Source organism: Paraburkholderia sp., assembly GCF_035948235.1.
Taxonomy (GTDB): Bacteria; Pseudomonadota; Gammaproteobacteria; order Burkholderiales; family Burkholderiaceae; genus Paraburkholderia.
Map to the genome: position 1 here is coordinate 1 of NZ_DASZJJ010000019.1, position 13721 is coordinate 13721.

Annotated in this window: 11 protein-coding genes; 4 read left to right on the forward strand and 7 right to left on the reverse strand. The window is 61.8% G+C overall.

What is annotated here, in order from left to right; genetic code table 11:
* Window positions 1-154: 154 nt before the first annotated feature.
* Complete coding sequence (locus tag VG320_RS01235) at window positions 155-1402, reverse strand: AAA family ATPase (protein WP_327198365.1); 1248 nt, start codon at window positions 1400-1402, stop codon at window positions 155-157.
* Between the two features lie 336 nt (window positions 1403-1738).
* Between VG320_RS01235 and VG320_RS01240 the strand changes: the two genes are divergently transcribed.
* Together VG320_RS01240 and ilvD are read left to right on the forward strand one after the other, a co-directional pair.
* Window positions 1739-2836 (forward strand): porin, encoded by a 1098-nt coding sequence (locus tag VG320_RS01240; RefSeq protein WP_327198366.1) that lies wholly within the window; start codon window positions 1739-1741, stop codon window positions 2834-2836.
* Between the two features lie 320 nt (window positions 2837-3156).
* Complete coding sequence (gene ilvD, locus VG320_RS01245; protein WP_327198367.1) at window positions 3157-5016, forward strand: dihydroxy-acid dehydratase; 1860 nt, start codon at window positions 3157-3159, stop codon at window positions 5014-5016.
* A gap of 114 nt (window positions 5017-5130) precedes the next feature.
* Here the strand turns inward: ilvD and VG320_RS01250 are convergent, their stop codons facing one another.
* Complete coding sequence (locus VG320_RS01250) at window positions 5131-6261, reverse strand: hypothetical protein (protein WP_327198368.1); 1131 nt, start codon at window positions 6259-6261, stop codon at window positions 5131-5133.
* A 314-nt stretch (window positions 6262-6575) separates the two neighbouring features.
* Here VG320_RS01250 and VG320_RS01255 point away from each other — a divergent pair, with 314 nt between their 5' ends.
* Window positions 6576-7259, forward strand: a complete 684-nt coding sequence (locus VG320_RS01255; RefSeq protein ID WP_327198369.1) for a hypothetical protein — start codon at window positions 6576-6578, stop codon at window positions 7257-7259.
* A 99-nt stretch (window positions 7260-7358) separates the two neighbouring features.
* On the opposite strand, the gene VG320_RS01260 is transcribed toward VG320_RS01255, so the two are convergent.
* A complete protein-coding gene (locus tag VG320_RS01260; RefSeq protein WP_414695935.1) occupies window positions 7359-8279 on the reverse strand; it encodes an AraC family transcriptional regulator in 921 nt (306 codons plus the stop codon).
* A 156-nt stretch (window positions 8280-8435) separates the two neighbouring features.
* Between VG320_RS01260 and VG320_RS01265 the strand changes: the two genes are divergently transcribed.
* Entirely contained in the window at window positions 8436-9269 is an 834-nt protein-coding gene (locus VG320_RS01265; protein ID WP_327198371.1) for an oxidoreductase, read from the forward strand.
* A 5-nt stretch (window positions 9270-9274) separates the two neighbouring features.
* On the opposite strand, the gene VG320_RS01270 is transcribed toward VG320_RS01265, so the two are convergent.
* The 4 genes from VG320_RS01270 to hpnJ all read right to left on the reverse strand — a co-directional run.
* A complete protein-coding gene (locus tag VG320_RS01270) occupies window positions 9275-10129 on the reverse strand; it encodes a metallophosphoesterase (protein ID WP_327198372.1) in 855 nt (284 codons plus the stop codon).
* A complete protein-coding gene (locus tag VG320_RS01275; protein WP_327198373.1) occupies window positions 10126-11142 on the reverse strand; it encodes a lysylphosphatidylglycerol synthase domain-containing protein in 1017 nt (338 codons plus the stop codon). Before VG320_RS01275 ends, VG320_RS01270 begins: the two co-directional genes overlap by 4 nt.
* Before the next feature lie 72 nt (window positions 11143-11214).
* Window positions 11215-12384, reverse strand: coding sequence for a bacteriohopanetetrol glucosamine biosynthesis glycosyltransferase HpnI (gene hpnI / locus VG320_RS01280; protein ID WP_414695936.1), 1170 nt, complete (start codon window positions 12382-12384; stop codon window positions 11215-11217).
* 98 nt (window positions 12385-12482) lie between these two features.
* Window positions 12483-13721: hopanoid biosynthesis associated radical SAM protein HpnJ (hpnJ, locus tag VG320_RS01285; RefSeq protein ID WP_327198375.1), on the reverse strand; the 1239-nt coding region annotated here is incomplete at its 5' end.

Sequence of the window (13721 nt, forward strand, 5' to 3'; positions counted from 1 at the left end):
GCGCGGGACGGCAAGACCAAACGCTCGCGCTCGATGCGAGGACCACCCGCGCCAATCGACACTGTCAAGCGCGGCTCGCCGGTCAGCACGCGTGCGAGCTTGCCCAGGCGCGCTTCGAGATCGTCGATCCGGGTGCTGTCCATAGAGGCTTACGTCACGGCGTCACGCCAGAACCACCATCGAAAATCGCGTGATGGCGAATGATGCTGCGAATCAGCGCCGCGTCTTCCGCGCTCACTTTCGCGTAGATCGCGGGACCGGCTGCGCGCTCGACGTCGCCCGTACGCAACATCAGTTCGGCCCAGTCGATCAGCCGGCGCGTGGAAAACGCGCTCGCCAGATCCTCGCGCGCAAACGCCGCGCGGCAATCCGCAGCAATGGCGGCGAGTGTTTGCGCGATTACCGGTGTTAAAAGCGGCAAGGTCCGCCGTAATACTTCGGCTTCCTCTTCTTTCGACAGATAATCGAACAGATACACGCGCCAGCGGTCAAGAAAGGCCTCGTTGAGCAGATTCGCCCCTTGGTACAGATGCCGGTACGCGCTCATCGCGCCCGCCGCATTCGCCGTGGCAAAGAGGCGAAACGACGGATGCGGCGCGACGATTTCGTTGCCACGCTCTTTGAGCAGCAGCCGGCCATTGGGCTCCAGCACTGCGGTCAGTACCGCCAGAATCGACGGTTCCGCGAAATCGAGTTCGTCGATGATGAGCCAGTAACCCTCGCGCATCGCCACCGGCAGCACGCCATCCACCCAGACGGTCTCGCCGCCCTTCACGGTCCAGAAACCGACGAAATCGCCGATGGTGGTCTGCCCATTCATGTTCGCGCGCAGCACGCCATGGCCCGTGCGCGCGGCCACCTGCTCGATGAAACTGGTCTTGCCCGAACCCGTGTGGCCGATCAGCATGACGCGGCGGTTCTCGACGATGTCGAGCGCGATGTCGTCGGTGCGTGCGGTGAAGAGATACGCGTCGTTGATGCGCGGTACGAGCGCCGTTGGCGTGCCTGCGGGCGCCAGCGGCAGTTCCACGGCGCCGATGCGCACGCCTGCACCCTCGGGCCGATCCGCTTCGCGCGCCGCACGCCCAAGCTCGACGGCACGCTCGAGATCCGCCGCAAAACGGCTGCCCGCCGCGAGCGCGCGCGCTTCGTCGTCGCGACCGGCTGCGGAAACGAAGCCCTCGCGGCGCCACTTGAGCAGCTTGGCTTCGAGATTGTCCAGATCGACCACGGTGTCGATGTCCACCTCGCCCTGCGCCTCGCCGCCGTGGCCGTGCTCGATGCGAAACATATTCGCGCGCTCAGATAGCGACACGCGCCACCATTCGCGCGCGGCGCCGGAACCACGCGTATAGACGCCTTCCGGGCCGTCCTCACGAACTGCGAGTGTCTGGGTATTCATCCGCGTAAAGCGTAAAAGTGGAAAAGGCGCGAAATAAAGAATTAGGGGAAACCCGATTATCAATCGTTCATCTTAACCGCTCGCGTTAATCCGCAAACGCCGGATGTATTGCCTTGAAAACACCTTGAACGCCCCAGATAGCGGGCATTCGCGCATTGCGCCAGTCCATGTTGTAGCCGTGCGACACCGCACTAAATATATTGCAGAAGTTTTAATGGTTGGAAATATTATCGCCACTTTCGTGCGCAAAGCACCGCCCACGCATACCGGTTCGAAGACTAACGCCAGCGCCCGCACCCCTGCATCGCTGGATCAACGATTAAAAACGGGGATTACATGAAGAAGACCACCGCAGCACTCGGCGCAGCTCTGCTGGCTATCTCGGCACAGTCCGCTTTCGCGCAAAGCTCGGTCACGCTGTACGGTATCGTCGATACCAGCGTCCGCTACCTCACGAACGCTAACGCCGCAAACGACAGCGAAGTCCAGATGGGCGTCGGCCCGATCACCGGCAGCCGCTGGGGCCTGAAAGGCCAGGAAGATCTGGGCGGCGGTCTGTCCACGGTGTTCCGCCTCGAAAGCGGCTTTAACCTCTGGAATGGCCAGATGGCCAGTTCGGGCACGCTGTTCAACCGGATGGCGTATGTCGGTCTGCAAAGCAACCAGTACGGCGCCGTGACGTTCGGCCGCCAGAACACCCCGCTGTTCGATCAACTGGGCAACGTGTTCGATCCGCTGACGGTCGGCAACTTCGACCAGGACAGCTGGCTGCCGGGCGCGCTCGGCTATGGCCTGCGTCAGAACAACTCGGTCAAGTATGACGGCCACTTCGGCGGCCTTGAAGTCGAAGCGATGTACAGCTTCGGCGGCGTGGCAGGCAGCACTGGCGCGAACAACATGTACGGCGTGACCGCGGCTTACGCGTTCGGCCCGTTCCAGATCGACGCCGGCTATCAGCAGAACAGCGACCTGCACAACAACAAGTACCGCGTCGCCAACGTGAGCGGCGTGTACCAGATCGGCCCGGTCAAGGCGATGGCTGGCTGGCTCTACGGCCAGGACAACACCGGCATCGTCGACCTGTACATGGGCGCGTCGGGCTCGCCGGCAGCGAACTTCTCGACGCCTGTGACGGGCACGAACCGCATCGACAACGGCCTCTACGCCGGCGCCGTGTGGCAAGTGACGGCTCCGCTGACGCTGACCGCCGCTTACTACTACGACCACGCCAGCAACGCGCTGAACTCGGACGGCACGACGCTGAGCACGGGCGTGCGCTACTCGGCCGTGGTTCTCGCCGAATACGCACTCTCGAAGCGCACGGAAGTGTACGGCACGGTGGACTTCACGCGTGGCACGGGCGCGGCTACGGCCGACTTCCCGGGCCGCAACAACCAGACCGGCGTTGCAGTCGGCCTGCGCAACATCTTCTGATGTCGCGTGCCGGCTGGCAGGATCGGCCGGCGCAAACGATCCCCCGGATCGTCAAAAACCGCATGCGGATATCGCGTGCGGTTTTTTTTTCGCCTGTACCGCGCGGCGGCGCGGCAAAGAACCTTGCGCACGCACGCAAATCCGCACAAGCGACTCATAATCGCCCCGAAATCAGGCGACCAGGACGCCAATGCGGCGCGTATGGGATAATTACAGAGTTTGCTCGCAGCGCCGCTCAAAAGGTTGGCTGCGCGGGCGCGCGAGGGGCCTTTATTCCCGTGGCCCGCTAATTTTTCAGCGATTTTTAACTAGCACCCACGATGCCCGCATACCGTTCCAAAACCTCCACCGCCGGCCGCAACATGGCAGGTGCGCGCTCGCTCTGGCGCGCCACCGGCATGAAAGACGAAGACTTCGCCAAGCCGATCATCGCCGTCGTCAACTCGTTCACCCAGTTCGTGCCCGGTCACGTGCACCTGAAAGACCTGGGCCAGCTAGTCGCGCGCGAAATCGAGGCTGCGGGCGGCGTCGCCAAGGAATTAAACACCATCGCGGTCGACGACGGCATCGCAATGGGCCATGACGGCATGCTCTACTCGCTGCCGAGCCGCGACATCATCGCCGATTCGGTCGAATACATGGTCAATGCGCACTGCGCCGACGCCATGGTCTGCATCTCGAACTGCGACAAGATCACCCCGGGCATGCTGATGGCCGCGATGCGCCTGAACATCCCCGTGATCTTCGTGTCGGGTGGCCCGATGGAAGCCGGCAAGACGCGCCTGGCGAACCCGGTCACCAAGGCCATCGAAGTCAAGAAGCTCGACCTGATCGACGCGATGGTGATCGCGGCAGACAGCAAGTACTCGGACGCCGAAGTCGCCGAAGTCGAACGCTCGGCCTGTCCGACCTGTGGCTCCTGCTCGGGCATGTTCACGGCCAACTCGATGAACTGCCTGACCGAAGCGCTGGGCCTCTCGCTGCCGGGCAATGGCACCGTGGTCGCCACGCACGCGGACCGCGAACAGCTCTTCAAGCGCGCCGGTCAGCGCATCGTCTCGCTCACGCGCGAATACTACGAAGGCGAAAACGAGAGCGTGCTGCCGCGCTCGGTGGGCTTCAAGGCGTTTGAGAACGCCATGACGCTCGACATCGCCATGGGCGGTTCGACCAACACGATCCTGCACTTGCTGGCCATCGCCCAGGAAGCGGAAATCGAATTCACCATGCGCGACATCGACCGCCTCTCGCGCGTCGTGCCGCAGCTGTGCAAGGTCGCGCCGAACACCAACAAGTACCACATCGAAGACGTGCACCGCGCCGGCGGCATCATGGCGATCCTGGGCGAGCTGGACCGCGCGGGCAAGCTGCACACCGACGTGCCGACCGTGCACGCGCCCACGATGAAGGACGCGCTGCAACAGTGGGACGTCACGCTCACGCAGGACGAAGCGGTCAAGACGTTCTATATGGCTGGTCCCGCGGGCATTCCCACGCAGACGGCGTTCAGCCAGAACACGCGCTGGCCGAGCCTGGATACCGACCGCGCCGAAGGCTGCATCCGCTCGTACGAGCATGCGTTCTCGAAGGAAGGCGGCCTCGCCGTGCTGACCGGCAACATCGCGCTGGACGGCTGCGTGGTGAAGACGGCGGGTGTGGACGAAAGCATTCACGTGTTCGAAGGCACGGCGCATGTGACCGAGTCGCAGGACGAAGCCGTGGCGAACATCCTCGCCGACAAGGTCAAGGCCGGCGACGTGGTGATCGTGCGCTACGAAGGCCCCAAGGGCGGCCCCGGCATGCAGGAAATGCTCTACCCGACCAGCTATATCAAGTCGAAGGGTCTGGGCAAGGAATGCGCGCTGCTGACCGATGGCCGCTTTTCGGGCGGCACCTCGGGTCTGTCGATTGGCCACTGCTCGCCGGAAGCGGCAGCGGGCGGCGCAATCGGCCTGGTGCGCGACGGTGACAAGATCCGCATCGACATCCCGAACCGCTCGATCAACGTGCTGGTTTCGGATGAAGAACTCGCGCGTCGCCGCGAAGAGCAGAACGCGAAGGGATGGAAGCCGGTTCAGCCGCGTCCGCGCAAGGTGTCGGCGGCGCTCAAGGCGTACGCGAAGCTCGTGATGTCGGCCGATAAGGGCGCTGTGCGCGATCTTTCGTTGCTCGACGATTGATTGATTTCGCTTGCTTTTGATCGCACGGGCTTTTGTGGTCTGCGCGATTGATGGTGAAAAAAAGCCGCTCGAAAGAGCGGCTTTTTTATTTTGCCCGCATCGATAGCGCCGCACCTACGACGCCAACGAACTCGCACTCTGCGTCCACACACCGGTCACGCCCTGCGACGTCACCGTAAGGACAAACGTCGTGGCGTTCTGCGCGACGATGGTTTCCGTCGTATCGGTGCTCGCCAGTTGCTGCGTACCTGCCGTAATCGCGCCGTTGGCGATCGTGAGCGCAACCGGCGTCGTCACATTGAACGCGAGCGTCACGCCCTCCACCACGTCGCTGACCGCGCAGGAAGCGCTCAACGATTCGGTTGCGCTCGCAACGTTATCGATATCGGTCCATGCCAGCGACGTGATCGCAATCGAACCATCCAGCGTGGTGCCCGACGATGCCGACGTCTGCGTTCGCGTAATCGTGAGACTCGGTGCGTTTGCCGTCGTGGTTATCGTGGCTGTGGCTGCGTCGTAGGCCACCGTGAACGTAACCGTGCCGTTAAACGTCGTTGTCGCATCCGATGAAGCAATCGCAAGCGCGTTTGCGGTTTCGGTCGCTGTGTACGACCAGTTCGCCGTCCGGCTGCCGACACTGCCCTGCACGCTCTGAACCGCGAAGTTCACGCCACCGCCAAGCGCGTCGGCAGCCGACAGTTCCGGCGCCGAGATCTGCCCCACGCATTGGGCGAACGAAACGCTCGCCGTCTCGCCTGCGCGCAGGCCCGGCGCACCGACGTTGCTCACAACCGTCGCGATACTGCCGCCCCTGGCGCAGTTCGTCGTCGCGGCAGGCGCACCGGCCAATGCCGCCGTGAGGAAGGGCCGCGCCGCCGCCATATACAAGCCCGCGACACCGACGCTCGACAGCATGCCCGAAGCGGCGGCCTCTTTCGCGACCGTCTGGTTTTGCACCGCCGTCGATAGCTTGAGGACGGTGGCCGTCGTGCCGCTCGCCGGCGACGATGCGGCGGGACTACTCGCCGCCGCGCTTCCCGACGCCACGGACGCCGCCCCACTGCTGGATGCGCCCGATGCCGCGCCCGCAGCGGCGCCAGCCGAAGCCGCAGTGGTCGCGCCAGCGCCCGCCGTGCTCGCCGCGCCACTGCCACCGCCCCCACCGCCACACGCACCCAGCGCTACGACCATCAAGAGGCCAAAAAACTTGCCGCCTGCCGCCCATGCCGTGTCATGACGAGCCATCTGATTTCCCCGGAAGTGTGATTTGACGCGTGTGTGCGGCAGAACGATCTACGCTCTTGCCCCTGCGTTGCCTTGTATCGATATCGGCGGGTATGCCCAGTTGTTCGCCGATATCGGATTGGCTTGCATCCTAAAAAAACGCAGCTTCCAGCGTCAAGACAGATCATTCCTACACCAATAGGATTCCCACAAGGACCGTCGGTCACGCGCGATCTGGACCGCGAAAAGCCGTCTCCTTTTCGTATCGAACCTGCTGACATGAACCTACAGTTCAGCCCATCGGCACATGACTGCATACGAATAAAGGGGAAGCGATGAAAGCAGCAAGGACAACGCAACGCACGTCAACGTGGGGCGCCGCGGCACTCGTGACGATCGGCTGCGTGACGATGCCGGCCCACGACGCCTATGCACAGGAGGCCTATCTGACTGGCGGCACGCTTGGAGTGGGACCGGGCGTCGCCATCAATCTGGGCTCGCATTTTGGGCTGCGCGCCGACGTCGAGGGCCTGGCCTTTGATACCTCCGCGACGGTCGATGGCGGGCGCTACGAAGGCCGCGTCAAGCTGCTCCAGGGCGGCCTCTATGGCGACCTGTTTCCGTTCGCCTCCAGTGGATTCCGTCTGAGCGCGGGCGTGCTGATCAACGACGATTCGTTCGACGGCCATGCCGTACCCAATGCGCTGGGCAACTACGTGATCGGCAACACCTATGTGCCCGCCGTGGGGCCAGCGCCTGAAGCGACCATCACGCTGCCGCGTGCGATGCCGTATATCGGCCTGGGTTATGGACACCGTCGGCCGGTGCGTGGCTTCGGGCTCGCGGTGGATCTCGGCGTGGCCTATGGACGCCCGCGTGTCGACTACAACGTGCCGCCGATATACCAATTATTCGCCACGCCCCAAAACATCGCGCTCGAAGAGCAGCGGCTCAATAACAAGGTAAGCGGCTATCGCTGGTATCCCGTCGCGCAGATCACGCTCACCTACCGGTTCTAGCGCGCACGCGTGAGCGCGGGCGTCGCGCCGAGCGAGTACCGGCAGATGGAAGCGCATGGGCAGATGCAGGGCGATAGCCGCGCTTGATGCATTGCAGCCTCAATGCGACGACACATAAATTGCGTCGTCGAATGCTTCCGGAATCGCAAAGCTTTCGCGCATGCGCCGCGCTTCCGCAGCGGGCGTCAAACCAAACAGCCTTTTGAATTCCCTGCTGAACTGGGACGCACTCGTGTAACCAACGGCGTGGCTTGCCGCTTCCGCAGTCAGGTCCTGACGAATCATCAACAGACGCGCCTGATGCAGGCGCGTCGATTTCACGTACTGCATCGGCGACACCTGGGTGATGGTCTTGAAGTGGCTGTGGAAGCTCGGCACGCTCATACCGGCTTCCTCGGCAAGCTGCATCACGTCCAGCGGCTCAGCATAGCCCGCGTGTATCAAGCGTAGCGACCGGCCTATGCGGCCGAACTGCCCTTTCATCGCGAGCGCCTCGCGCATCGAACTTCCTTGCGCGCCGGTGAGCACGCGGAAATAAAGCTCGCGCAGCAGGCTCGGGCCCAATACCGCCGCTTCAAGCGGCCGATGCATCGCTTCCAGGAAGCGCAGCACCGACATCTGCATGGCATCGTCCATGGGCGTAGACATCATGCTTTGCGGCGCCTGCGCCTGATCCGCATGTTCTCTAATGGCCTCTCGATCGATTTGTGCCGCCAGTTCGGCGGCCAGGGCGAAATCGAGGTGCAGGTACAGCGCCAGCAGCGGATGCGCTTCGCTAGCCTCGGTTTCCATGCTGAACGGCACAGGCACCGAAACCGCCAGGTAGTGTTCTTCGTCGTAAAGATAAAGCTGATCGCCAAAATAGCCGCGTTTGCGGCCCTGACAAACGATCACGATGCCCGGATCGTAGAGCACCGGCGTGCGCGACAAGGGCCGGTTCGAACGCAGAATGCGCACACCCGGCTGTGCCGTCAGGTTATAGCCTTCGTCCGGCGCCAACGCGTGCAGCAGCGCAATCATGCGCTTGCGGTTTCGGGGGGACAGATCTGATCGGGAAAGGGCGGCTCGAGTCACACTCATAGTTTCAGGCAAGATAAATAGCAGAATCAGGCTTATTTTGTTCTTTTCTTGAGACTAGTATGCACTCTCCAGCCATGATTCCGGGAGAGGTTTTTCATGTCATCCAGCAAAGTTTTGCTCATCACGGGCGTTAGCAGCGGTTTCGGACGGGCACTCGCACAAGAGGCCCTGGCAGCCGGTCACACGGTCGTCGGAACGGTAAGGAGTGCAGAAGCCAGGCGCGATTTCGAGGCGCTATCCGTCAATGCGGCATTTGCCCGTGTGCTCGATGTGACGGACTTCGACGCCATCGACGCAACGGTAGCCGATATCGAGGCAAACATCGGCGCAATCGACGTTCTGGTCAACAATGCGGGCTATGGGCACGAAGGTGTGATGGAAGAATCGCCCTTGTCCGAAATGCGCAGGCAATTCGACGTGAACGTATTTGGCGCGGTCGCCATGATGAAGGCAGTCCTGCCCTTCATGCGCACGCGCAGACGCGGCCACATTCTGAACATCACGTCGATGGGCGGCTATATCACCATGCCTGGCATTGCTTATTACTGTGGTAGCAAGTTTGCACTCGAAGGCATATCCGAAGCGCTCGGCAAAGAAGTCAAACCGTTCGGCATTGCCGTCACAGCCGTTGCCCCTGGATCGTTCCGCACAGACTGGGCCGGCCGCTCGATGACGCGCACGCCGCGTTCGATTGCGGATTACGACGCTCTCTTCGATCCAGTCCGCCAGGCGCGCGAAGAGAAAAACGGCAAGCAGCCTGGCGATCCTCACAAGGCGGCGCGCGCGATGCTCGCGGTTATCGACGCAGAACATCCGCCCGCGCATCTTCTGCTCGGTACCGATGCACTTGGACTAGTGAGGAAAAAATTGGCGGAACTGGAAAATGAAATCCGCGCCTGGGAGACGGTAACGATCTCCACGGACGGCTAAAAGCGTCAAATCTCCACAACGCAATGCGGATTGAACGCGCGATTTTCCCACTGCAATTCGGCCACGCTATGCGCCGATGCCAGATTCAGCGCATAGCCGCGCGGATTCGCAATTACGCGCGCTCCACCCGACCGGTAGTCGAATGAATCGTGCACATGTCCGTGAATCCAGAGATCCGCAAATGGCAGCAGCTCGCGCAGATCGCTCAAAAAACCCACATTGACAGGGTGATCGTGAAATCGCTCATGAATGGAGTCCGGCGAGACGCCATGATGCGTTATCACGACCGTCTTGCCGCGAAAAGGCGTGGCGAGTTCTTTCACAAGCCACTGAATCGCGCTGCGATGTTCGGCAAGCGCATCCTCCGGACCAAACGGGCCGCCGTCCTCACGTAGGATCGAGCGATGATCGGACATTGCGTCGCGAGCGTATTCCATGCTTTTTTCGCGATCGCCATACAACGCGTAATCCGTCCACAGACAGCAGCCAAGAAAGCGCACGCCATCCAGTTCGATCGAGCGGCGCTCCAGGTAGTGGATGTTCGTCCCCTGCGCGCGCCCCGCGATGGCGCTGACCGTTTCGCTATAGCCCGCGCCATACGCCTCGTGATTGCCGCTGACGTAGACCACCGGCACCGGCCAGTCGGCAAAACGATCGACGCCTGCCGCTCCAAGGTGAATATCGCCCGCGAGTATCAGCAGATCGGCGCCGGGTGCGGCGTCAAGCGCAGGACCATCGGGAAACTTCTTTTGCAGGGCATCGAGATGGAGGTCCGACGCAATCTGTACTTGCATAGCTTGTTGCCAAATTCTTAAAGACGTAGCCGCGGCTGATTTTAAATCAGCCGCGGCCAGCGTCACGTTTTTTGCGCAGGCGCGCCCGAGCCCACGGCGGCCTTTTCCTCGTTGCGCGACGACGTATATTCGGCCAGTTGCCATGCAAGCAGACCCGGCACATAGAACAGCAAGTCGCGGATACGACGTGCGCCTGCGAGCGCGAGACAGGTCGGGGCGTCGAAGCCAAACATCGAACCGATCAGTACAAAACCGCCCTCCTGCACGCCCAGGCTCGCTGGCACCAGAAACGCGATGCTGCTGACAATCTGGATCAACGCTTCGATCACACAGGCCTGCGCAAAAGTTGCAGGCGCACCGAGCACGCGCAGCGCAAGCCAGATTTCGAGCGAGAAGCCGATAAACTGCACCGTCTGCCAGATGAACAGGTAGCGCAGCACCGTGCCTTTACGACGCCAGATCAGCTTGACGGCCTGGTCGATACGCACCGACTTGCCCACCAGTTCGACCAGCTTCCCGCTCGTCACCTGATTAAGCACGCGCGCAAAGCGCTCGAACGGCCGCGCATGCTGGACCAGCGCGAACAGCACCAGCACGGGCACGGCCGCGCTAATGCTCCAGAGCAGCGTGCTGATCGTGCGTGCGGTACCGGAACTCGAACCGTCGAGCACATAGGCGCAGGCGAGAAAGGCAAACAGAAGCTGGCTGATCAGCGTCAATTGAATATCGACGACAAGGCTGCCGAGCGCGGTTGCGGGACGCACGCCAAAGCGGTTAAGCAGGCGAAACGACACGATTTCGCCGCCCACGCGCGCGACCGGCAAGAGTCCGTTCACCGATTCGCGGAGCCACACGATTTTCAGCATCGTCAGCAAGGACGGACGCTCCGCGGGACGGATCAGCGTGCGCCAATCCCATGCATTTGCCCACATCGGCAGGATGTGAACGAGCGCTGCGAGCACGAGTCCGAATCCTGCTTCCCGCATCAGGCGCCACGTCGTTTCCGGGTGCTCGCGCCAGACCAGAAACACGGCCACGGCTAAACCGGCCAATGCGGCAATACGACCAAGCTGCTTCATCAATCACGCCCTCTTGCGCGCTTTTTTGTGTACATCATCGAATTCGCCAGCTTCAGCACTATGCGGGTTCGCTCACTCATCGCGAACCGGCGACAGCATGCCGTTGCCATCCACGCTGAAGCGGATGCCGCGCCAGACGACGCCCGACGAACCAAAACTCGCGAGATAGACGGCAAATTGCAGCATGTCGCACAGCGGCAGATTCCACAACCCGTGCGTGCGACTGCGAGTGGCGCGATCGACGCGCAGGACCAGCAATGCACGGGCCAGCAACGCAGCACCGGCAATCAGACACGCCGCCGTTGCACCGCCCGAAAATGCCACGGCCAGCACGGCAAGCGGCAAAGGATGCATCAGCACGGCGCCAAGATGGCCGGAACGATCGGCTGCGCGTATCGTGCGGCTCCAGCGCAATTCGTGGGTGAAAAAGTCTGCGAAGGTGTCTTCCACGCAGGCGTGCTGCACTGTCAGCGGCGGAATCGCCACCGACTTGCCGATGCGTCGCACTGCCTCGCCGAGCGCGTGGTCTTCGGCAAGATGGTGGGCGAACTGCTGCAAACCGCCAATTGCGTCGAGCGTCTGTCGCGTGAGCGCAATCGTCTGTCCAAAGCACGGCCGCGCGCGTCCGATCGCCACGCCCGTGATGACTCCAGGCAGGAAATGATAGTTCGTCAGCGCCGCGCCGACGCGGGGCCAGAATCCGGGCGCGCACAGCCCGCGATAAACCGTGGTGACCAGACCCACGTCCGGATCGTCGAGCGTGCCCACCACCGTGCGCAAGTACGTGCTATCGACCCGCACATCGCTGTCGGCAAAGCACAGAATGTCGTGGCCCGCATGCTCGAGCATATTGACGAGATTCGCGATCTTGCGGTTCGGCCCGTATAACCGACCATCCGCGACGATGGTTATAGCCGCATCGGGATAACGCGCGCGTAATGCATCGACGCGCTTGATCGCGGCGTCGTTCGCATCATGCACGCCGAAAAGATATTGAACCGGTCCTGGGTAATCCTGATTAAAAAATGATTCCAGGTGTTCGGACAATTGCCATTCGTCGCCGTGCAACGGCTTCACCACGGTCACGCCGGGAAACTGGGCGGGCACGTTGACGCTGCGCGTGAAAAACCGCCCGACCAGCAGACTCGCCAGCAAGGTGTAGATGATGCCCAGCGTCGCCGCTGCGCCAAACACCACGGCAGTGGCGTCGAGCAGCACATGCTCGATATGGGGCGCAGCGATATCCGTCATCGTCGTCGCCACGACGACAGTAGAGAGAAGAATCACGAGCGCGGGCGCTCGCAGGTTCGTGAGTAAGACGCCCTTGCGCGAGCCGCTCATCATGCCTCGTGCGCGCGCAGGAAGCGGAAGAACTCCACGCCTTCGCGCAGACGGCGTTTCATCATGTCCCAGCTCGTGAGCATTTCGCGCACGATTTCCCAGATCTTCGACGGACGGAAATAGAACTGGCGATAAAACTGTTCGAGGTGGTGATAAATCTCTTCGCGCGACAGGTGCGGATAACCGATTGCGGCCAGCTGCACGCCTTCCTTGCTCACCAGGTTGATGACCTTGTTCTCTTCCATCCAGCCGTTTTCCACGGCCTGGTTGTACAGCGTCGTGCCCGGATAGGGCGCAGCCAGCGACACCTGGATCGTGTGCGGATTGATTTCCTTCGCGTACTCGATCGTCTTCGCGATGGTTTCCTGCGTCTCGCCCGGCAGACCCAAGATAAACGTGCCGTGAATCTTGATGCCAAGCTGCTTGCAATCCGCGCTGAAACGGCGCGCGAAATCGGTACGCACGCCCTTCTTGATGTTCACGAGGATCTGGTCGTCGCCACTTTCGAAACCGACTAGCAGCAGACGCAGGCCGTTTTCCTTCATCACCTTGAGCGTCTTGTACGGCACGTTGGCCTTCGCGTTGCACGACCACGTCATGCCGAGCTTGCCCAGACCGATCGCAATCGCTTCGGCGCGCGGCAGGTCGTCGGTGAAGGTGTCGTCGTCGAACATCAGTTCCTTCACTTCCGGCATGTTGTCGCGAATCCATTTCGCTTCCGCGATCACGTTTTCCACCGAACGCGTGCGATAGCGGTGACCGCTGACCGTCTGCGGCCACAGGCAGAACGTGCAGCGCGACTTGCAGCCGCGGCCCGTATAGATCGATACATACGGGTAATTCAGATAGCCGATGAAGTAATTGTCGATCTTCAGATCGCGCTTGTAGATCGGCGCGACGAACGGCAGTTCGTCCATGTTTTCAAGGATCGGACGTGCCTCGTTGTGCTCGATCGAGCCGTCCTTCGCGCGCCACGAAAGGCCCTTGATCTGCGCGAACGGAATGCCTTCGGCGATTTCCTTGCAGGTGTAGTCGAATTCCTCGCGGCAGACGAAGTCGATTGCTTCGGTCGCCGTGAGCGAGTTATGCGGATCGACCATCACCTTCGCGCCCACCATGCCGACCAGCAGCGACGGTTTGCGCTTTTTCAGGTCTTCCGCGAAAAGTGCATCGGTGGGAAACGACGGCGTGCTCGTGTGGATGATGACGAGGTCATAGTCCATCGCGATCTTCAGCGT